General features: G+C 37.7%; 14 protein-coding genes. 4 read left to right on the top strand and 10 right to left on the bottom strand.

The window, feature by feature from the left end:
* Nucleotide 1 precedes the first annotated feature (1 nt).
* The 7 genes from G525_RS20665 to G525_RS0109575 all read right to left on the bottom strand — a co-directional run bounded on the left by G525_RS20665 (nucleotide 2) and on the right by G525_RS0109575 (nucleotide 11,436).
* Nucleotides 2–2,383 carry a glycoside hydrolase family 31 protein gene (locus tag G525_RS20665; RefSeq protein WP_035479388.1) on the bottom strand — a complete coding sequence of 794 codons (2,382 nt, stop codon included), beginning with the start codon at nucleotides 2,381–2,383 and terminating at the stop codon, nucleotides 2–4.
* 76 nt (nucleotides 2,384–2,459) lie between these two features.
* Nucleotides 2,460–3,440, bottom strand: coding sequence for an alpha/beta hydrolase (locus tag G525_RS0109600; RefSeq protein WP_027125979.1), 981 nt, complete (start codon nucleotides 3,438–3,440; stop codon nucleotides 2,460–2,462).
* Nucleotides 3,441–3,557: 117 nt separating this feature from the next.
* On the bottom strand, nucleotides 3,558–5,408 hold the full coding sequence (locus G525_RS0109595; protein ID WP_027125978.1) for a glycoside hydrolase family 13 protein: 1,851 nt from the start codon (nucleotides 5,406–5,408) through the stop codon (nucleotides 3,558–3,560).
* Between the two features lie 41 nt (nucleotides 5,409–5,449).
* Nucleotides 5,450–7,756, bottom strand: coding sequence for a glycoside hydrolase family 65 protein (locus tag G525_RS0109590; RefSeq protein WP_027125977.1), 2,307 nt, complete (start codon nucleotides 7,754–7,756; stop codon nucleotides 5,450–5,452).
* A 174-nt stretch (nucleotides 7,757–7,930) separates the two neighbouring features.
* Nucleotides 7,931–8,587 carry a beta-phosphoglucomutase gene (gene pgmB, locus G525_RS0109585; protein ID WP_027125976.1) on the bottom strand — a complete coding sequence of 219 codons (657 nt, stop codon included), beginning with the start codon at nucleotides 8,585–8,587 and terminating at the stop codon, nucleotides 7,931–7,933.
* Nucleotides 8,580–10,112 carry an MFS transporter gene (locus G525_RS0109580; protein WP_027125975.1) on the bottom strand — a complete coding sequence of 511 codons (1,533 nt, stop codon included), beginning with the start codon at nucleotides 10,110–10,112 and terminating at the stop codon, nucleotides 8,580–8,582. Before G525_RS0109580 ends, pgmB begins: the two co-directional genes overlap by 8 nt.
* Nucleotides 10,113–10,395: 283 nt before the next feature.
* Entirely contained in the window at nucleotides 10,396–11,436 is a 1,041-nt protein-coding gene (locus G525_RS0109575) for a LacI family DNA-binding transcriptional regulator (RefSeq protein ID WP_027125974.1), read from the bottom strand.
* 286 nt (nucleotides 11,437–11,722) lie between these two features.
* Here G525_RS0109575 and G525_RS0109570 point away from each other — a divergent pair, with 286 nt between their 5' ends.
* Genes G525_RS0109570 through G525_RS0109555 form a run of 4 tightly spaced genes read left to right on the top strand, consistent with a single transcriptional unit; the run spans nucleotide 11,723 to nucleotide 20,538 of the window.
* Nucleotides 11,723–14,626 carry a SusC/RagA family TonB-linked outer membrane protein gene (locus G525_RS0109570; RefSeq protein ID WP_027125973.1) on the top strand — a complete coding sequence of 968 codons (2,904 nt, stop codon included), beginning with the start codon at nucleotides 11,723–11,725 and terminating at the stop codon, nucleotides 14,624–14,626.
* A 43-nt stretch (nucleotides 14,627–14,669) separates the two neighbouring features.
* Nucleotides 14,670–16,256, top strand: coding sequence for a RagB/SusD family nutrient uptake outer membrane protein (locus G525_RS0109565; protein WP_245577764.1), 1,587 nt, complete (start codon nucleotides 14,670–14,672; stop codon nucleotides 16,254–16,256).
* Between the two features lie 12 nt (nucleotides 16,257–16,268).
* Nucleotides 16,269–17,621 (top strand): SusE domain-containing protein, encoded by a 1,353-nt coding sequence (locus G525_RS0109560; RefSeq protein ID WP_027125971.1) that lies wholly within the window; start codon nucleotides 16,269–16,271, stop codon nucleotides 17,619–17,621.
* A gap of 58 nt (nucleotides 17,622–17,679) precedes the next feature.
* Nucleotides 17,680–20,538 (top strand): alpha-amylase family glycosyl hydrolase, encoded by a 2,859-nt coding sequence (locus G525_RS0109555; RefSeq protein ID WP_027125970.1) that lies wholly within the window; start codon nucleotides 17,680–17,682, stop codon nucleotides 20,536–20,538.
* A gap of 168 nt (nucleotides 20,539–20,706) precedes the next feature.
* Here G525_RS0109555 and G525_RS0109550 read toward each other — a convergent pair whose 3' ends face one another.
* From G525_RS0109550 to G525_RS22770, 3 genes are all read right to left on the bottom strand, one after another.
* Nucleotides 20,707–21,762: a peptidoglycan bridge formation glycyltransferase FemA/FemB family protein gene (locus G525_RS0109550; protein WP_027125969.1), complete on the bottom strand. Its 1,056-nt coding sequence runs from the start codon at nucleotides 21,760–21,762 to the stop codon at nucleotides 20,707–20,709.
* A 385-nt stretch (nucleotides 21,763–22,147) separates the two neighbouring features.
* The gene (locus G525_RS0109545; RefSeq protein ID WP_027125968.1) at nucleotides 22,148–22,498 is read right to left on the bottom strand and encodes a DUF488 domain-containing protein; all 351 of its coding nucleotides are present in this window, start codon (nucleotides 22,496–22,498) and stop codon (nucleotides 22,148–22,150) included.
* A gap of 215 nt (nucleotides 22,499–22,713) precedes the next feature.
* Nucleotides 22,714–22,842: a hypothetical protein gene (locus tag G525_RS22770; RefSeq protein WP_281170392.1), complete on the bottom strand. Its 129-nt coding sequence runs from the start codon at nucleotides 22,840–22,842 to the stop codon at nucleotides 22,714–22,716.
* Nucleotides 22,843–23,135 lie beyond the last annotated feature (293 nt).

Raw genomic sequence — 23,135 nt, 5'->3', positions numbered from 1 at the left:
ATTAATTTAATTTGATGTTTAGTTTTAATTCTTTTGATGTGTTCCATTCTAATGGAATAGTTATTGTTTTTTGATCTTTATGATAAGTAAAATCCATTTTTTTACGTCCATTCTTGACCGATTTTGATTTCACATTTATGTTATGAAGGACAAGTTCAACAGACTTCGTTTGCGATTGATAATCCGAACCAATTTCAGCTTTTATTTCAATTTCAATTTCTCTCGCGCTCACTTTTGATGAAAAGGTCATCAGTTCATAGTGTCCTTTCTCATAGGCATCGGCCATCAATCCATCATCATTATATAATTGACCTTTACTTTCCTTAACTGTAGCATCATAATAGAAATGCAATTCAATAGTGTTCCCATCATAGTCCTTGGTACTTTGCATCGGTTTTGCCATAGGAATAAAAGCACCTCCACGTACAAAGGTTGGAATCTGGTCTTCGGCAACTTTAACAGTGACTCTTTTTCCACCTACAAACTTGTCATTGGTATAAAAATCGAACCAATTGCCGTTTTTAGGGAAGTAAATCTCCTTTTCAGTAATTTGAGATTTAAGAATTGGTGCGATTAAAAAATCACCACCCCAAAAGTATTCCGAAGCATCGGTTTTGAGCGCTTCTGATTCGTCTTCAAAAAACAACGGTCGCATTAATGGCGTGCCTTTCTTGTGATTTTCAAAGCTGAGATTATAATTATAGGGCAACAATTTGTAACGCAATGCGATGGATTTTTTAGCCAAAGCCTTGGTTTTAGAATCCCAAAAAACAGGTTCTGCAGGTACATCTTCCTGAGCATGGGGACGATAAATTGGCTGAAAAACGCCATACTGTAACCAACGTGTATAAAGTTCAGCTTCTTGATTGTCGCCTGCAAATCCGCCTAAATCAGAGTGCATATACCCCAAACCTTGCATGCCCATTTGCAGCGCAATTTCAGGTTGACTTTGTAACCCACCCCAAGTTCTATTGACATCTCCAGACCACGGAATCATACCAAATCGCTGAGATCCCGAATATCCAGCGCGCATTAATATGAAAGGTCTTTGGTTAGGGAAGTCAGTCTTATAGCCGTCTGCAATCAATCCTGCCCAATCGTGGCCGTAAATATTGTGGACTTCATCTGCTGTGCCTGTGGCATGAATTAACTTTGATGGATGGACTTCAGGTTCGCCCAAATCGCCCCAAACGCCGGTCACGCCCATATCAGCAAGATCCTTGTAAATATTCCAAAACCAAGCTTTTCCTTTCGGGTTATAGATATCAATCAATCCCGTATTTCCAAAATAGAAATCGAACGTATAGGGATTTCCAACAGAATCTTTCGCCATGACATCTTTATCGACGACCTCCTGCCAACGCTTGGAAGTGGTCAAAACAAAGGGTTCTGTTACCAAAATGGTGTTGATATGGTCAGACTTCAAATCTTTGATCATTTGGGTTGGATTTGGGAAGGAGTCTTTTAAAAACTCCAGATTGCCCATATGGCCTTGAATGTCCTTTCCAAACCAAAAAATATCGATGATGACCACATCCAATGGGATTTGTTCATCCCTAAACTTTTGAACTGTGGCTGCAACTTCCTTTTGGGAATGGTAACCAAAACGGCTTGAAAAATTCCCCAAGGCCCAACGCGGTGGCAAAGGTTGTTTCCCAGTTAAATCAGTATAATTATCGATCAAATCTGTCCAAGAATCGCCCACAATAACTTGGTAGGTTTTTCTGCCAGAAGTAGTTTCATAAGTTAAGGTGTTATCTTTTTTACTGTCCAAATCCAAAAATCCGATAGGCGCATTATCAAAATGGATCATATATTGGTATGATGACATCATGATAGGCATGGTGTAGTTCATCAACTCCGAATGGGTTTCGTAACCATAATGCGCACGATTGTATAGTTTCAATCGGTGACCACGACGGTTCATGCCCAAAGCTCTTGCACCGCCACCATAGAGAATTTCATTTTTTGTGAGGTTGAACTGGATGGTTTCCAAAATGTCGTTTTTGACATAGCCCATTTTTTCTGAGATGATGGGTTTGCCCTGATAACTATATGAAATTTGAAAAGGTTGTTTTTGGATGCTAACCGAAATTCCTGGTGTTTTCAATTCAAAGGCCGCATCGGTTTTGAGCAATTCTGATTTTACGGTTTCTGGTTTTAAAACGACGGCGTGTGAATTTTCTTTGAAAGTCTCGCCGTTAGGAATGAACGTGGTTTCAACAATACTTTCACTGTAAGGAATAATTTTATAAACACCATCGTTGACTTTTAATTCCAGAACGTTATTATCGTAAGTGATGGATTCAAAAGAACGGTTTGGGTTTTGGGAGACACCCAGAAGTGATGAGAATAGGAATATTATTAATAGGTGATTTTTCATTTGTTATTCTCTTTCAAAATTCAAGTTTTTGCTCAAACCTGACAGATTTTAAAAACCTGTTAGGTCTGATAACGTACTATTCGGTCCTTCTTAATAAAAACGTCAGTGGAATATCCAATCGTTTTTGCCAAGAAACCTCTGTATGTTCTGCGCCTTCAAACTTCAGGTTTCTAAAATTTGAATGGTCATAGCCTTTATCTTTAAAAATAATGTTTACTGTTTTTGCGTATTTCGGATAGAATTTATCCAATGTTTCCGTTCCGTAATCAAAATAAAACCGGTGGGTTTTTGGAGAAGGCACATGAGTTTTCATATACTCAAAAAAGGTATCGGCCAATAATTCGCCATCATTAGGATTTGTTCCTGGCCAATGAGTTGATAAACATGCAGCGCCTCCAAAAACTTCTGGATATTCGCAAATGGCATACATAGAAATCAATCCCCCCATGCTCGATCCTGCAACAAACGTGTTCTCCCTATCCGTCAATACCGAATAATTGGTATCTACATAAGGCTTTAACTCCTTAACTATAAAGCTCAAATAGTTGTCAGAAGTAACCGTATCAAATTTAAAATTGTTCAGTTTGGCTTGTTCAAAAAGCGAGTCTCTCACAGATTCTGACAAGGATTCAAAAGGTTTCTGAGGAAAGTATTCGCTATGGCGCAAATCATTAATATTGAATGGAGCGACAACGATAAAATCTCTGGTGATACTGTCCTTCATCAATTTATTTGAAATTTCATCTACTTTCCACTCTTGGTTATTCCAAGTGATTGTACTATCAAAAAGCATTTGTCCATCATGCATATATAATACTGCATATTTTTTACTGTTGGAATAGCCTTCTGGCAACCAGATATCAACTTTTCTTGGCGGGATATAATTGGATGGAAAATCATCAATTCGCAACAAAGTGCCTCCGGCAAAATCGCCTTCAACGGTTTCTGTTTGAACCTTGGAAATGTCCGCAGGTTTGATAATGACCTTCTTTTCTTTTTTAGATTCACATGAAAGTGAACTAATGAAAATGACAAGTATGTAAATAATTTTTTTCATCTTTTGTTTTAAACCAACAAGGTTTTTCTCCTTCGGCGGCAGTTAAAAACCATGTTGGTTGATTTTTAGCAAAACTTAGGGGATTGCGAGTTGGAATTAGTGAAATTTTTTGAGAATTTAAAATTCAATGATCATCGATGTTTTTCCGTCAATGGTCAAAGATTCTTCCAATGATATTCTTTCTTCCGACAAAATCTCCTTCCCATCAATGGCTGTACCAATCATTTCTCCAAAGCGCTTCAAATCGAATGTTTGAACTTCAGGATTGTTATTGATAATCACCATTACTTTATCTTGATTGTTATATCTAAAATAAACATATACGTTATTTTCAGGTACAAACTGCATGGTTTTACCTGTATGAATCACCGATTTCAATTTTCGCCAGTTAAAAATCTTCTTTGAAAATTCAAAATATTCGGTTTGCTGAGCAGTTCTGCCTTCGGTGGTAAACGCATTCATAGGATCGTCTTCCCATCCTCCCGGAAAATCACGTCTTATATCCCCATCTCCCTTCAAATCCTTATTTCCCAGCATTCCCAATTCGTCTCCATAATAGACCTGAAGAATCCCTCGAACTGTGGCAATGAGCGTCATGATCATTTTATAGGTGTTGACATCGGACCTATAAATTTCGTTGATCCGATTCGTATCATGATTGGCAGCAAATACAAAAATATTGTTGATGTCTGGGTACAGGAAATCATTGGCAAAATTCTCATAAGCTCTGAGCATCCCTTTATCCCATCCTTGTTCATCTTCTGAAAACATTTCCAAAATGGCATCGTGAAGCGTAAAATCCATAACGGTTGGCAAATGGGAATTGTAATTATCAATTGCTCCTATTTTACTGTCCTTTTGCCAATAAGCCATTTGCGCCTGATTATGCATCCAAACTTCTCCAGCGATGTTGAAATTAGGATATTCGTCCATAATGGCTTTGGTCCATTTTGCAATCCCATCTTTATCATTATAAGAATACGTATCTACACGAAACCCGTCCAGATCAGCAAACTCCACCCACCAAATGGCGTTTTGAATCATGTAAGTCAAGACCAACGGATTTTGCTGATTGATGTCTGGCATAGTAGTATCAAACCACCCGTCCATGCAGGCCTCTTTGTCGGCTTGAGAAGCGTTGGAATCAAACTGCGTCGTCATTCTATAACTGCTTCTTTGAAATCCATTTTCGCCATTTTCCCAATAGTGGATCCAATCCTTGCTAGGTAAATCTTTTATCATCCAATGCTTACTTCCCCAGTGGTTCGTCACATAATCCATCAGGAGTTTCATATCGCGCTTGTGCATTTCTGATGCCAATCGTTTGTAATCTTCATTGGTTCCAAAACGTGGATCAATTTTATAATAATCGCTCTGCGCGTATGTATGATACGAATAAATGGGTTCATTGTCTTCCAACAAAGGCGTGCTCCATATTGCCGTCACCCCTAAATCGTCTAAATAATCCAAATGGTTAATGATGCCCTGAATATCGCCACCATGACGTCCGGAAGGCTCCTCCCGATTCACTTTTTCAAGAGTGTCTTCGGTATTATCGATATCAGGATTCCCATTGGCAAACCGATCTGGCATAATCAAATAAATCAAATCACTGGAATCGAAACCTTTTCTTAAGGCAGAATTCTCACGACGCGATTTCAACTCATACGATTTTGTTTCAATGACTTTATTATCCTTTGAAAAATGAAGCTCATAGGTGCCAGGACTTATATTCTTGGTATTGATGGTGATAAACAGATAGTTTGGGTTTTCGGTTTTTTTAATATCAGTAATTTGAATGGTGTTCGAAAACGCCACGTCGTAGTGTGCGATATCCTGACCATAAACCATCAATTGAAGTTCTGGATTATGCATTTCCGTCCACCAAAAAGGAGGTTCAATCTTTTCAACCTGCGAAAAAAGTGTCATGCTTAAAAGTAGTGCTAAAATGCTCAATAAGTTCTTCATTACATTCTCATTTTTGAAATTTTAATCGGGTCATGATAATCTTAGACGGTAACGACATCATTCGGATTTATGGTCACCACTTTTCCATTGACCAAAATATCCATGGTCCGGTCGCCTTCCAATTCGAATTTTGTTTCAGTTTTACCAACGCTTATTTCAAGAATCTGATTCCTAAAGTTGATTTTAAATGCATAAGAATCCCACTGCTCAGGAATTTTAGGCTCAAAGGACAGTTGGTTATCAATAACGCGCATCCCGCCAAAACCTTCTACAATACTCATCCAAGTTCCTGCCATGGAGGTGATGTGCAATCCTTCTTCTACCTCGTGGTTATAATCGTCCAAATCTAATCTTGACGTACGTAGATAAAACTGATAGGCCTGCTCCATTCTACCCAGTTTTGCGGCTTGAATGCTGTGTACACATGGTGACAAGGAACTTTCATGGACTGTGAACGGTTCGTAAAAATCAAAATGGCGTTCAAGCTCTTCTCTCGTAAATTGATCTTCAAAGAAATAAAACCCTTGAAGCGTATCTGCCTGTTTAATGTACGGCGAACGCAAAATCCGATCCCAAGACCATTTTTGATTGATTGGACGTTCTGATTTTGGGAGATCTTTTACCGTAATCAATTCCTTATCCAAAAACCCGTCTTGTTGTAAATACACTTGATGTTCTTCGGAATATGGAAAAAACATATTGGATGCGATCTCTTTCCAATCTGATAGTTCACTATCTAACAACTTTGTTTTGTCTACAACACGTTTCAAATCTGAAGCATATTCATCCTTCATTTTAGAAATGATTTCCAAAGTGTAATTAAGGCACCATTGTGCGATATAATTGGTGTGGAAATTATTATTGATGTTGTTTTCGTATTCATTCGGTCCTGTTACACCCAAAATCACATACTTATTCTTATCCGTCGAAAATGTAGCGCGCTGCTTCCAAAAACGTGCAATAGCGATTAAGACTTCCAATCCTTTTTCTGGGATATAACTAAAATCGCCAGTATAACGGTGATAATTAAAAATGGCAAAAGCAATGGCTCCGTTACGGTGGATTTCCTCAAAAGTGATTTCCCATTCGTTGTGGCATTCTTCTCCATTCATGGTTACCATTGGATAAAGCGCCGCACCATTTTTAAATCCGAGTTTTTCAGCATTTTCAATAGCCTTTTCCAAGTGATTGTAGCGATAGGTCAATAAATTCCGTGCCACTTCCTGATCTTTCGTCGCCATATAAAAAGGAATACAATAGGCCTCAGTATCCCAATAGGTACTGCCGCCATATTTCTCACCGGTAAATCCTTTCGGACCAATGTTTAAACGTGCATCCTTACCTAAATACGTATGGTTGAGTTGCATGATATTAAAACGAATCCCTTGTTGCGCGCTAACATCGCCCTCAATAGTGATATCTGACATTTTCCAAATTTTTGCCCAAGCCTCTTTTTGGTCTTTAAGCATTTGATCGAAACCAAGTTTTGAAGCTTTGGTCAAGGTCTCTTTGGCAATCGAAACCAAGTTGTTTTTATCATGATTTCTATCTACGGTATAGCCACCAAATTTGGTCATGGTCAAGGTTTCTCCTTTGCTGACCTTGCAACTGTATTCAAAAGCGATGGTTTTCTCAGTTTTTTTAACGGTCTTGGTGTCATTTAAAACCTTCCCGTTTAAAGACAACTGCGTCTGCATGGCGGTACACACATGAAAATTAGTGATCATGGTGTGCGACAAAATAAATGCTTGATCGTCTTCAGAATCAACACTTAAAACATTCCAGAATTTATCATCCCAATTGCTGTCTTCATTGGTGATTCCAGCATCGAGATAAGGTTCAAAAACTAGTTGGACATCCTTATTCAGAGGCGTTACATTATATTGAATAACACCAACCTCATCCATATCCAAACTTAAAAAGCGTTTGGTTTCGACCTTTACGTCAACGGAATTTTGAAGCGTAACCTCAAAACTTCTGGACAACCAACCTTCTTTCATGTTGAGTTCTCTTCTGAATTCTCGGACTTCTTTAGAGGCTGCCAAATCCATGGCTTCACCGTTGACAGTGACATTGATTCCAATCCAATTGGGAGCATTGATTACTTTAGCAAAATATTCAGGATAGCCGTTTTTCCACCACCCAACTCTCGTTTTATCAGGATAATAAACTCCAGCAATATAGCTGCCCTGGAATGTTTTTCCTGAATAGTGTTCTTCAAAATTGGCGCGCTGGCCCATGGCACCATTACCAATACTGAAAATACTTTCAGAGGATTTGACACGATCGGTATCAAAGCCCTCTTCAATGATGGACCAACTGTTTGGTACGATATAATTTTGATTCATTTGTTATAGATGTTAGATATTAGAATTAAGACCGCTTTGCTTTTAGAAGACTCATCAGCTTATTTGTCCAATTCTCTTTATTTATTTTTATTAACCGCAATCGACACAAGGTTTTTCGCAAGGGTCGCAATGAAGTTGTTCTTTTTTATTACTATTCGTTTTTAATACTATGTACTACCTGTTGATTAACTCGTTTAAAAAATCAATATTAATTTCCGTAAAATCAGTAAATACATAATCGGCTTCATGAAGCGTGTTCTTATCGCCAATACCTATAGAAATCATTTTGGCATTATTTGCCGCTTGTATTCCTGCTACGGCATCTTCGAAAACAATACAGTGTTTTGGGGGGACATTGAAATGTTCTGCAGCTTTCAAAAACACTTCAGGATCTGGTTTGGCTTTGCTGACGTCGTTTCCATCTATGATCACATCAAATTTGTTGATGATATTGACTTTTTCCAAAATCATTCTTGCGTTTTTACTTGCAGAACCCAAAGCGATATGTTGCTTTTTATCCTTAAGAAAATCTAAGGTTTTAGTGACATCAGGAAGAATTTCTTGCTCGTCCATTTTATCAATATAAGTCAAATAATCATCATTTTTTAGCCCCATCAATCTTGTAAATTCAGCATCATTGATGCTTTTATTTCCCCAAGCAAGGATTTTCTCCAAAGACTTGACTCTACTAACGCCTTTCAATTGTTCATTTTGATGTTCCGTAAAATCAACACCAATAGTAGCTGCCAATTTTTTCCAAGCTAAAAAGTGATATTTTGCGGTGTCCACAATGACGCCGTCAAGGTCGAATATGAATGCTTTTTTATTCATTTGTTACTGTATTTACTTTGTCATTTACCATTAGTGAAAGAAGTCCTGCCAAAATCATCGAGCAGCCTCCAATCAATAAAGCATAAATAGGTTCATTGTTAAAAAATTTCGATACCAAAAATCCAAGGATTGAAGCGGCCACCAATTGCGGAATCACAATAAAGAAATTGAATACGCCCATATAATATCCCATCTTAGATGCAGGAAGCGCTCCTGAAAGCATGGCATAGGGCACAGACAAAATACTGGCCCAAGCGATTCCCACACCAATCATAGGTAACCATTCAATAGTAAAGGTTGTTGGATTGGTAATAAAATAGAGTGACATCATGCCGAGTCCGCCCGCGAGCAGAGCCAAGAAATGTGTAAATTTTCTGCTGGTTGCTTTTGCCAATAAAGGCAACAAGAACGCCACCGCAGCAGCGATAATGTTGTAATTTGCAAACATCTCACCCACTTGGTTTGCACCAGTATTATAGGCTAAAGACGTGGTATCCGTAGTTTGATAAATGTGTTCCGTTACTGCTGCTGTGGCGTATATCCACATAGAAAATAACGAGAACCACGAAAAAAACTGCACCCATGCCAATTGCTTCATGACCTTTGGCATCATCTGAAAATCATTCATAATGTTTACAAAACCATTTCTGATTTTGTTGGTTTGCAAATACCCAGAAATTATAAGTGCGAGCCCACCAAAAGTAATCAGTCCTAAAGTAAGCACATAAAGATCCTTTTTAAGATCATAGGAATACACCAAATAACTGGAGATTAATCCAACAACTAAAACGATGAAGCCTTTACTTAAATGTGATTTTCCGTTTTTTTGGTACCACGCTTCAGAAAAACTTTCCCGTACCGGTTTGAATTCTTTCTCCTGTTCTTCAAAAATTTTCATTTCTTCAGGCGTGTATTCTGTAGATCTTATCACTGTCCACAAAACAGCAAGAAAAAAAGCGATACCACCAATGTAAAACGAATACTTGACAGAATCAGGAATAACACCCTCCGGCGCAGTATTGGCAACACCCAAATACGTTAGCATTAATGGGAGTTTGGAGGCCACATAGGCGCCAATACCAATAAAGAAACTTTGCATGGCGAAGCCTTTGGTGCGTTGTTCTTCGGGAAGGTTATCTCCAACAAACGCACGAAATGGCTCCATGGATACATTTATGGACGCATCCAAGATCCAGAGCATTCCTGCTGCAACCCAAAGGACGGGCGAATTGGGCATTACAAACAAGGCTAAAGAAGCGAGAATAGCACCCACCAAAAAATAGGGTCGGCGTCGTCCCAATCGAGAATGCCATGTCTTATCACTTAAATAGCCAATTATGGGCTGGACAATTAAACCAGTTAATGGCGCTGCCACCCACAGGATTGGAATATCATCAATCTCAGCTCCTAAAGTTTGGAAAATACGGCTAACGTTAGCATTTTGTAGGGCAAAGCCCATTTGAATTCCTAGAAAACCGAAACTCATGTTCCAGATTTCCCAAAATCCAAGCGTACGCTTTTTCATCTAATAGTATGTTTAAATTAATACTATTGATAAGCGATAAAACTTATCAAAACTTATTTGTAAGAAGTGAAAATAAAGTTTTGATTACGCCGTAAAGATAGTAAAGTTTTTAATTCTGCAATACTTTTCTAGGTGATGATCAATTTTTTGAGATGATGTGAAACTTATGGGCTTTGAACAAAAGCACTTCAGACCTATGATTTTGGAGGGTTGGCAATGCTATTTTAATCTTATGTCTTGCTTTTAAAATTCTTAGGTCAAAATTCTCAACGAGGCATCCATTTTATTTCGTAGAGTTTCTTTCAACAAGCTCGGTTGCAATGACGATAGTCTTGTAGTGTTCCTCTTCATCTTCACGCTCAAGATTATCAATTAACAATTCTGCAGCTTTCTCCCCCATTAATTGTCCATGCTGGCTCACCGTCGTTAAACTAGGCGTGGCATGTTTAGAAAGCACACCATCGGTAAAGCCAATAAACTGGATATCTTCAGGGATTTTCATGCCTAAATTGCGGGCCACTTTCATGGCTATAATGGCGTAAAGTTCATTTACTGCGAATACGCCATCAATGTTTTTATTTCCTTGAAACAAACCCTCAATTTCGTTTTCTAGAGATTCCAAATGGTCTTCAGAAACCAATTCGTCATCTACTTTTAAAATCAAATTTGTATCTGGCGTAATTTTGAAATCCTCTAATGCTTCCAAATAGCCCTGCGTTCTTAATTTACCAACACTCACATAGTCCTTTGTAGTAATAATAGCCACATTTTGACAGCCATTAGAGAGGAGTTTGGACACGGCGTTCTTGGAGCCTTTCAAGTCATCAATAATGACTTTATCACAGTGAATTTCATTAACAATACGGTCAAACATCACAATAGGCATCCCCTGATTGATGGTTTCCTTAAAATGGTGATAATCCTGTTGCTGTAAAGTTTCTTTCGCAATAGAGAGGATAAATCCATCAATACTGCCATTGGCCAACATTTGCATATTAATCACCTCTTTATCAAAGGATTCATTGGAAAGACCGATTATTACATTATAGCCTCTTTTGTTAGCAACCAATTCAATACCTCTGATGACTTTTGAAAAAAAATGATGTACAATTTCTGGAATTATAACGCCTATTGTCTTCGTTTTTCTATTTTTAAGACTTAAGGCAATGTTGTTGGGCCTGTAGTTATAAAGCTTGGCAAAGGCTTGTACTTTTTGCCGGGTGTCTTCACTTATTTCAATACTATCTCTCAGCGCTTTAGAAACTGTAGAGATAGAAACATCTAGCTCTCTAGCAATTTGTTTAAGGGTAATTTTCTTCTTCATAATGTGGGTATTCAGCAAATGTGGTGCTTAAATGTCAATAAATTAATTATTAATCACAACAATTTATTCAGTAAAAACTAAAGGTAAGACATTGTTACTAATTGAGCGTTTTTTTGATTATATTTAGGTCAAAGCGCTGATTTACAAAAAAGTTGTCAACACGCAAACGTTTTCGCTATTAATATGACAATAGCATTTCTTCAATTCAAATAAAATTTACATAGTTTTAACGCAAGAAGTGAAAATATAAGGGAATTATTAACGCAATAAACTTTAAAAATAGTGTATGAAAACATTTATGAATAGCTTAATGTTATTGGTATTTTTAATACCCTCGCTCATGTGGTCCCAATCCACTGTTTCTGGGACGGTAACAGACCAAGCTAACGCATTACCTCTTCCGGGCGTAAATATTTTAATTAAAGGAACTACCACCGGAACCACTACAGATTTTGATGGTAACTACAGCATCAGCGCAAAAAATGGTGATATTGTTGTATTTTCCTATGTGGGGTTTAAACCTCAGGAAATCATCTATAACGGACAGCTGCCATTTAATGTTGTACTTAGTGAAGATGCCGCTCAGTTGGACGAAATTGTTTTAATTGGATATGGTTCAACGACTAAGCAAGACGCAACCGGAGCTGTTGAGAAAGTAAGTGAAAAAGAATTTAATCAAGGTGCCATTGTATCGCCTGAGCAATTATTGGCAGGTAAATCTGCTGGTGTTCGTATCACTTCGGGTGGTGGTGATCCTGGTGGAGGTTCAGAAATCAGAATTAGAGGTGGCGCTTCTTTATCCGCAAATAATTCACCCTTAATTGTTGTGGATGGTTTGCCATTGGATCAACGCGGGGTGCAAGGTGTAAGAAATCAACTGAACGCCATTAATCCGCAGGACATTGAAGACTTTGTGGTCTTAAAAGATGCCTCTGCAACGGCAATTTATGGATCTAGAGCCTCAAATGGTGTCATCTTGATCACTACCAAAAAAGGAAAAACCAATGCACCTTTAAAAGTAGAATATGACTTAAAAGCTTCGGTTGCCAATGTCAACGATTTTGTGGATGTACTTTCTGCTGATGAATTTAGAGCTATTGCCATAACGGATTCTAATTTCAATGAAAGTCTATTGGGCAATTCCAAAACAGACTGGCAAAAGCAAATTTATCAAACCGCTGTTGGAGCCATCCATAATATTACCGTTTCTGAAGGCTATGATACGTTTAATTTTCGTGCCAACATTAACCATACGTCGCAGCAAGGGGTTTTAACTGGAGATTTGTACGAACGAAATGCAATTAGTCTTTCGGCAGTTAGACGTCTTTTGGACAATAATCTAAAACTGACCTTAACAACAAAGGGCATTCTGGATGACAACAAATATGCTGATAAAGGTGCTATTGGTGCAGCAGTAGGTTTTGATCCTACACATGAGGTTTATAATGCTGATGGCTCCTATTTTCAATATACAGGTCAGAGCTTAGCTTTCACAAATCCTGTATTTACATTGGCCAATAATAACAACAGTGCTCGTAATAAAAGAAATATTACGAATTTTAATATCGATTATAACTTACCATTTTTAGAAGGCTTAAAATTCAATTTAAACGCTGGTCTTGACTATTCTGAACTTTCAGGGAAAGAATATAAACTGGCAAGTCCAACCAATCCTGGAAGTTTCAATTATGAAAATTTCTATACAGGTTTAAACAGAAATACCCTATTGGATTTCTATTTCAACTATAAGACTACTTTAGAGTCTATCAATACTGATATCGATGTAACTGCTGGACATTCTTATCAAGAGTTCTATATCAAATCTGATCGTAGTGAAACAGAAACCTCTGGAAATTTGGTGGACCGAGCAACAATCATTAATAGAAATGCATTAGAATCTTATTTTGCACGTGCAAGCTTCGATTTTAACGACAAATATTTGTTGTCTTTGTCACTTAGACGTGATGGCTCTTCTCGATTTGGACCAGATAACAGATGGAGTAATTTCCCTGGAATATCGGCAGGTTGGAAATTGACCAATGAAGAGTTTCTACAAGATTCCTTCTTCTCAAATCTAAAATTGAGAGCAGGTTGGGGTAAAACAGGACAGCAAGAGATAGGTCAAAACTATGGTTATCTAGGGGTTTACACGCCTGGTCGATCAGACGCAAGTGTACAGTTTGGTTATATCAATGGAGTGCCACAATTCATAAACACCCTACGACCTGAAGAATTTGACGAAAATCTTAAATGGGAGGAAACTTCTCAATACAATCTTGCGCTGGACTTCGGATTCTTTAAAGATCGTTTAACAGGAACCATAGATGCTTATTACAGAGAAACTAACGATTTATTAGCAACCATTCCAACGGCTGCAGGATCAAACCTTTCAGATTTATTGACCACAAACGTGGGTTCTGTATTAAGTAAAGGTATTGAGTTTAGTTTAAATGGCGCTATAACACAATCTACTGATTTCAATTGGGATATGGGCTTTAATGTCACTTTGCAAGAGAATAAAATCACCAAATTATCTTTAGGAGATGACCCGGATTTTTCAATCGGTCAAGGTGGTATTAGCGGTGGCGTCGGTAACAACATCCAAATATGGAAAGAAGGCTTGGATCCTTCAACATTTTATGTTTTCAGACAAGTTTATGATACTGCCGGAAAACCTATAGAGGGCGCCTATGTTGATATCAATGGTGATAACCAAATCACAGAAGCAGATAAACAAGCCTATAAAAAAGCTTCGCCTGATGCTTATATGGGATTCACCAATACCTTGAACTATAAAAACTTAGATTTTAGCTTTACGTTCAGAGGAAGCTTTGGGAACTACATGTATAACAACGTTGCTTCCGACAGAGGAAATATTACAACGGTCAATGATGCACCAGGTCAATATTATGTGAATGCCCATTCAAGTGTTTTGGATAATAATTTCAAAAAACAAAATCTATTTTCCGATTATTATATTGAAAGAGCAGACTTTGTGAAATTGGACAACATTTCAATAGGCTATTTAGTTCCTGGCGAAAAAATCAATTTTAGAGCGTCGTTAACTGCAACTAATTTATTTACCCTTACAAAATATGATGGTTTAGATCCTGAAATCTCAAATGGAATAGACAACGACTTCTATCCTCGACCTCAAACTTTTGTATTAGGACTAAATTTTACATTTTAATATCATGAAAAATAATATTAAACACCATGTTATGTTAAGAACTATGAAAAATATCTTTCTTGCCTTCACAATCGTGCTTTTTGCACAATCGTGTGAGAGTGATTTAGATTTGCAACCTGAAGATAATCGTCTTACCGCAGATGCAGCCTTTGAGGAACCTGGCGCATATAAAGCTTTTTTAGCTAAACTATATGCAGGTATCTCGGTTAGTGGACAGCAGGGCCCAGCTGGAGATGCCGATCTATCCGGATTGGATGAGGGTTTTTCCAACTATTTACGTTTGTATTGGTCAATGCAAGAATTGACTACCGACGAAGCTATTGTGGGCTGGAATGACGGTACAATTAAAGATTTACACGCACAAACATGGACTTCTGGCAATGAGTTTATCAGAACTATGTACAGCAGAATATTTTATCAGGTTGCACTGACCAATGAGTTTTTACGGCAGACTTCTGATGCCAAATTAGATGCTCGTGGAGTCGATTCTAGCTTACATTCGGAAATCCAACAATATATAGCAGAAGCACGATTTATGCGAGCTCTAACCTATTGGCATGCTATGGATTTATTCGGCAACGTCCCTTTCGTTACAGAAAACGACCCTATTGGAGCTTTCTTGCCAGAACAAATTAAGCGTGCTGATCTCTTCATGTATATTGAATCGGAATTGCTGGATATTGAAGACAAAATCGTTGCCGCAAGACAGAACGAATATGGACGTGCTGATCAGGCTGCGGTTTGGATGTTACTGTCTAAGCTTTACTTGAACGCTGAAGTCTACACAGGATCACCTCGATATCCTGAGGTTATTACCTACACTTCTAAAACTATTGAGGCAGGATATTCTATTGCACCAAACCCTTATTATCATTTATTTCTAGCTGATAATGATACTAACGGAACACAATCAGAAGTCATTTTTCCTATTACGTTTGATGGTTTGCACACCCAATCCTTTGGTGGCATGACCTTCATCATCCATGCGGCAGTGGGTGGCAGCATGAAACCTGCAGATTTTGGCATTAACGGCGGATGGGCTGGTCTTAGAACGACATCTGCATTAGTTGAGCAATTTCCTGGAGAAGCGGACTCTGCCGATGGAAGAGCTTTATTTTATACGGATGGTCAATCCAAAGAAATCAACAACACCTCAACATTCACTGATGGTTATGCTGTTCAAAAATTCAGAAACGTAGATATCAATGGTGTTGCAGGCTCAGACCCTACAGGTGATATTCCAGATACAGATTTTCCAATGTTCAGACTATCGGACACCTATCTGATGTATGCAGAGGCCTTTATTAGAGGTGGCGGTGGTGATGCTGCTAAAGCTGTAACTTATATTAACCAATTGAGAGCAAGAGCTTATGGCAATGCTACTGGTAATATTAATCAATCTCATTTAACTCTCGATTTTATTTTATCTGAGCGCTCTAGAGAATTATTTTGGGAAGCACACAGACGAACAGATTTAATCCGTTTTGGTCAATTTTCTGATCAAGGCATTTGGCCTTGGAAAGGAAATGTGCCCCAAGGTTCAACAACTAGCGCATTTAGAGACCTCATGCCTTTACCCGCAACGGATTTAGGGATCAATACCAACTTAGAACAAAATCAAGGATATTAAAAAAACACACACATGAAAAATTTCAAAATATTAACTTTATTTATTTTAGCCATGGTTGGGCTAAATTCTTGTGAAACCGATGACGATATTGTTTTCATAGCTCAAGAGTCAGGAGAATTTGTTATAACAAATACACTCTTGCCAGAATATATCTTAAAGAGTTCCACTGGAAGTAATCTAGGTGAACGTTTCACTTGGAGCAATGCTGATTTTGGAGTTCCAACAAACGTTTCCTATGATTTGCAACGTTCTATTGCAGGCGACTTTAGTGACGCCGTTTTAGTTGGAACAACCACAGGCAATGAAATTGCAATGATAATTGGACAAATGATGACTATTGCCACGGAAGCAGGTCTAGACGCCAATCCTTCAACTCCAGAACCAAATACAGGAGCCTTTTCAGTTAGAATCCGTGCCTATGCTGGCAATAGTGGTAGTGCTACAGAAGTGTTTTCTGACGTTAAAACAATTTCGGTAGTTCTTCAAGAAGCTACTTCAGGCGGAAGTGAAATTACCAAATCCACATGGGGCATTGTAGGTTCTGCTGCGCCTAATGGTTGGGATGGACCCGACGCTCCTTTCTACACAACTTCTGAAAGTAACGTTATTGCTGCTTATGTGACGTTAATTGATGGACAGATTAAATTCCGCGAAAACAATTCTTGGGGTGGTGATTTTGGAGATATTGATATGGACGGCGTTTTAGATCAAGAGGGCGATAATAATATCGATGTGACCGCAGGTACTTATAAAATCACTATAGATTGGAATGACAACACTTATACTCTGGAGAAATTTTATTGGGGCATAGTAGGCTCAGCAACTCCAAACGGCTGGGATGGCCCAGACACCAAACTTCAATATGATTTTAACACGGATAGCTTTAAAACAGTTGTGCAGTTAACTGATGGCGAATTGAAATTTAGAATGAACGACACTTGGGGTGGCGATTATGGAGACCTTGATCTTGATGGCATACTCGACCAAGAGAACGAAAATAATATTAAAGTTACCGCTGGTTATTACTTGATTACGGCCAATTTTAATACTCTGGAGTATTCTATTGAGCCAACTGAAATCTGGGGCGCTGTAGGCTCATCAACTCCTAATGGTTGGGATGGCCCTGACTCGAAATTTACTCCAGATTTTTCAAACCCAGGAATTTGGACTTTAAAGAACTTCACTTTAAAAGATGGACAAATTAAATTCAGAACAAATGATGCATGGGGCAATGATTATGGAGACCTTGAATTAGATGGTGTTCTTGACAAAGAGAACGAAAACAACATCAATGTCACGGCTCGCACATATACTACTACTTTAGACTTTAGTGATAGTGAAAAACCAACATACAGCATCAAATAGAAATTCAAAAAAAGGCTATTCTTCAACGAATAGCCTTTTTAATTAAAATCCTTGTCATATGCAAAAAATTACTTTTTATATAGCATTATTACTGTGTTCATGGTCTTTTGCCCAGCAGCAAAATGTCACCTATTCTGTATCTCCAACACCTTTTGAAGAAAACCAGAATATTACCTTGACATTTAATGGCAGCAGTATCAATGAAGCGACATGGGGCGTCACTAATAATGCACTCTATTTATGGGCTTGGTCATTTGATACCAATAACCAAAACAATCACAATAGTCCCACTAATGGCATATGGAAAAACTCCAATGAAGCTAATAAACTTACTTATAATTCAGGGAATGACACCTATAGTATTTCCTTTACTCCATCAACGTTCTACAATAGAACGGGAATTGGACGCCTTGGATTTTTAATCAAAGCAAAAAATGGGGATGGTGATAAAAAAAGTCAAGACATTCTCCTAAACGTAGGAAGTTTTCAAGCCAGCCTAACAAACCCACAACAAAATAGTACCACCATTCTTTCTTCTGGTGGCAGTTTAAATATTTCGGCAACAAATACAGGGGGGAATGCCAGTTATAACCTATTTGCCAATGGCACGAGCATCAACACCAAAGCCAACACCTCTAGTTATTCTTACACGCACTCAAATATTGCTTCCAACCAATATTACGAGTTAGAAATTACCCAATCAGGAACTACCCTGAGCAAATCATTTTCAGTTATTGTTAGCTCAACACCAGTATCCGCATCTTTACCCTCTGGGATGCTTGATGGCATCAATTATAATACGTCAGACAACACCAAGGCCACTTTAGTACTTGATGCCCCAGGCAAAGATTATGTATATGTTGCAGGGAGTTTTAATAATTGGCAACCAACTGACACTTACACCATGAAAAAAGATCCTACATCAGGTAAATTCTGGTTAGAATTGACCGGATTGGTTTCGGGTCAGACCCATACTTATCAATATTGGGTTGGTGACCAAACGCCAATTGCAAAATCACCAAAAATGGTAAAAACAGCCGATCCCTATTCCACTTTGGTATTATCACCATTTGATGATCCGGACATTCCAGCAAACACCTATCCTAATCTTCCTGCCTTTCCCGCGGGACAGGAACGTGAAGTCACGGTTTTACAAACGGGGCAAACAGCTTACAATTGGCAAGTCACTAATTTCTCTAAACCTGAAAAGGAAAATTTAGTAGTGTACGAAGTACTGATTAGGGATTTTGATTCCAATCGTAATTTTCAGGATTTGATTGATCGCATGGATTATTTTAAAAATCTAAATATCAATGCTATTGAGCTTTTACCTGTTATGGAATTTGAAGGCAACGAAAGTTGGGGCTATAATACAGCTTTCCATATGGCCCTGGATAAGTTCTATGGCACTGAAAATAAGTTGAAGGAATTTATTGACATCTGTCATCAAAACGGTATTGCAGTCATTTTGGATGTAGCATTAAACCACGCTTTTGGCAGAAATCCAATGGTACGTATGTGGATGAATGACCCTGATGGCGATGGTTGGGGAAATCCAAGTACTGAGAATCCATATTTCAATACAACGCCAAGACACAGTTATAATGTGGGTTCAGATTTTAACCACGCTAGTCCTAGAACTCAGGAATATGTAAAGCGTATTGTCAAACACTGGGTTGAAGAATTTAAAATTGACGGTTTCCGTTGGGATTTAACCAAAGGATTTACTCAAAACTGCACTGAGAAAGACGACAGTTGTACCAATGCCTACCAGGCTGATCGTGTGGCTATTTTGAAAGAATATGCCGATTACTCATGGGCATTGGACCCAACCCATTATGTGATTTTCGAACATTTAGGTTCTGAAGATGAAGAAAAAGAATGGGCAAATTACAGGTATAATGAAGGAAAAGGCATCATAATGTGGGGTAATATGAACTACGCCTATAATGAATTAACCATGGGATATCCGGCAGATATTAGTGGTATTGGCCACAAATCGAGACCTCAATTTCAAGGTCCACGTGTGATAGGGTACGCTGAAAGCCATGATGAAGAGCGCTTGATGTACAAGAATTTAATGTACATAAATAGCAACAACAGCTCACATGATGTCAAAGATCTAAATACGGCATTATCAAGAATGTCCGCTTTGGGAGCTGTGACCTTAACTGTTCCAGGACCTAAAATGATTTGGCATTTTGGCGAATTGGGAATGCAAAACTCCATCTTCACATGTAAAAATGGCACTGTTAACGTTCCTGGTGGAATTGATGGTGACTGTAAGTTGGACACAAAACCACAACCGCAATGGGCAGAAAACTGGCTAGAAAACACCTATAGGAATAAAATTTATAATGATTGGGCCCGATTGATCCATTTAAAAACTAAAGAACCCGTGTTTAAAGGAGACTACAATATAAGCACCAATTCATTGACACCAACCATTGAAATTTTTGATAGCTCATTATCTGCAACCAATCTTAACAAAGTGATTGTATTAGCAAATTTTGATGTAAACCAAAAAGCATTTAATACAACGATCCCAACAGGAGAGATTTGGTATGACTTGATGGATGATACTGGCAATACCTCCTTTAGTGCTGCCACCGTAACAATTCCTGCAGGTCAGTTTAGAATTTTCGGAAATAAGGCGTCAACATTAAGTACGGACTCATTTGAAAGTGCATCAGAATTTAGTATTTATCCCAATCCGGTATCCAACACTTTTAAAGTCAATAAAGAAGTAAATATGCTTGACATTTACGATTTAACTGGTAAGCGTATCAAATCGTTCAAAGGTGATTTTACACAAGCGGATAGTTTTGATATTTCAGATTTGAACCAAAGCGTTTATCTGATAAAAGTTGAAAACAAGAATGGACAAACCTTAATTTCAAAATTAATTAAGTTATAGAATAGAGAAAATTTAATTAGCAAAAGGAGCTTTCCCTGAAACGGAAGGCTCTTTTGTTTTATACCATGTAACTCTTGGTATTATTTGATTTAGTCATCGTTAAATTTTACGACGGTTGACCTATTTATAAATCTCACACTTACACCTAGAAAACATCCAATAATGGTCTCAATGCAGTTGTTGTTTAGAAGAAATTCCTTTTACGCGATAAGCAGGAAAAAACTCATTACTCTCAGTCATCAATGAGGATCCTAAATACTTTTGGACAAGTGCCCCATAAACTTCTTCATTAACGATGTACTTCCAAATTTTAAATTGTTTGGTGTTTTTAGAAAAGCACTTTTTAAAAGTAAAAAGAGAATCTTCTTTACTTCCTCTTCCCCCTCCAAGATTTAAAAATATGAAATTATTTTGCGTAGAACGTATACGCACTTCATCAATTATAAGTTTAATGGCATTCAGATCATGATAATCTTCGTCGTACCCAGACAAATGATATTGCACCATTCCCCCTTTTTCAATAAATAGAGCGCCACCTATAATTTGTTGTGTTTCGTTATGCGAGCATAAATATAATTTGGTCGAAAAATCAGTACTTGTCAATAATTGGTGAAAATAACTATCCTCAAAAAAGTAGTTCGTATCGGCATCAACACGCTTCATGTTTTCATGATACAGCTTAATAAAGGTCTGAAGATGGTTTTCGAGTTTACTTTCAATAACCGTACAACTTTTACGGGATGCATTCAAATAAGACTTCATGCGCTTATTGAACATCTTTCGTTGATTTTCTATGGTATCAGTGAGATCAATATAGACAACTTTCCCCAAGTTAGCTACCGTTCCCAATCCTGACAGAATTGCTTCTTGATGATTTACAAAGGGATGTAGCCTTGAAAATACCGAAATAATTTTATAGTCATTGAAAAACACGTTGAGTTCCTTATAGAACTCTTCTGTTTTAAACTTATCGGACATATTTAATGACAAGACACCTGAATATCCATACACCGATGTTGCATCTTTGTAAATGGAGTTATCGATATCCCTTATTAGCAATGGTAAAAAAAGAGAGGTGCTCCCATCTGTATATTTTATGAGTACAGCTGATTCATTAGAATTCTTGGAAAGATGATGATAGTCATATGTATGATAAAAATCCACATCCTTCAATAACTCCAATTCTTTGTTCCATTCTTTTTTGTTCTCTATTACCTCAATCATTCCACCTAATTATTAATTCCAATTACCTGTTCAATGCAAAAAATCAGCTATTTTAATAAAATTCAATACATAAGATCACTAATCACATCTTATTTCACAACAACCTGAGTAATTCTTCACATTCTTAAAGCTTTGCTAAAAGCCAAAATATTTGAATTATTTTCCAAGGGCTACAGTAGATTTATGGGATTCCGAATCTATTTTCATTAAATTCTACCAATACAGCTATTCAGCAGTTGCATCAGTCGATAAAGCTTTTATATTCTTCAGGGGAATATAAATTTAAACGAGAATAAACATACTTAAAATTTATTAAACATCGATAATAAAAAAAGAGGAATTTTTCTGTTACAGAAATTTTTTTAAACTACAAACTGTATTGATCTCAAACATCCTCTAAAACCTTCTTAAGGACTAGAGCTTGGTTATGCTCGTTATCCTTGGTTCCATAGAGCAACGTCACAGTTTGTTTCTTTAATGTTTGACGCAATTGTTTTAGGGCATCGGTTCTGTCTTCCAATTCCGTTTTATATTTTACAGTGAAGGCGTCAAATTTGTTGGGATCATGGTCAAACCATTTTCGAAGTTGAGTAGAAGGTGCCAATTCTTTATTCCAAGCGTCTAATTTAGCTTCTTTTTTGGATACACCTCTAGGCCAAATTCTATCAATTAGCACCCGATATCCATCCGATTTTGACGGTGTATCATATACTCGTTTGATTAGAATCTTTTTCATCGCATTAAAATTCTTCCATAATGATAGGTTTCTTCTTCACATCCAAATTTTATAATTGCGCTTCAACAGCTTCCATTATTGGTGGTGGGCCGCAGAGATAAACAGGTTTGTCAAAAGAAACCTCGCAGTTTTTCAGAAATTCCTCAGTAATCTGCCCGCGTTCTAGACCTTCAACAGTTTCTTTAGAAAGAATATTGAAGTTGTTTCCTAACAGTTTACTGAATCCCTTTTCTAGTGGCCTGTCTTGGCTCAAACTCCATTCCTTCCGGTTTTTCTACCACAATATGCAACACATCGTGCGTGGCATGTTCAATCAATTTTATGCTGACTTCTTGATTTTTCATTATTTCGCAATTTCGATTATTATCTATTGGCCTGTAATGGTTATAAACCATTTTTCTGATAGCGTCCAAAACGCGAATAAAGATGCACGAGACCTAGATAGCTCTATATGCTATTGGTATTGGTCAAACCTACAATGTTTGTCCCAATTAAGAACTGGGGCAAAAAATGCCCAAGTTCACCTTCTAGTACGGTTCCATTTGGACTGCCGCAAATGCTACAAACGAGGGGGCGGCATGGCAATGCAACTTCCTTGTCGTGAATCCGTCCTATGGTATAGTTCATCTGCCATATC

The sequence above is a fragment of the Gelidibacter mesophilus DSM 14095 genome (assembly GCF_000423005.1).
Lineage (GTDB): Bacteria > Bacteroidota > Bacteroidia > Flavobacteriales > Flavobacteriaceae > Gelidibacter > Gelidibacter mesophilus.
Note: the sequence above shows the minus strand (reverse complement) of the source record. Positions and strands in the feature narration are given on the sequence as shown.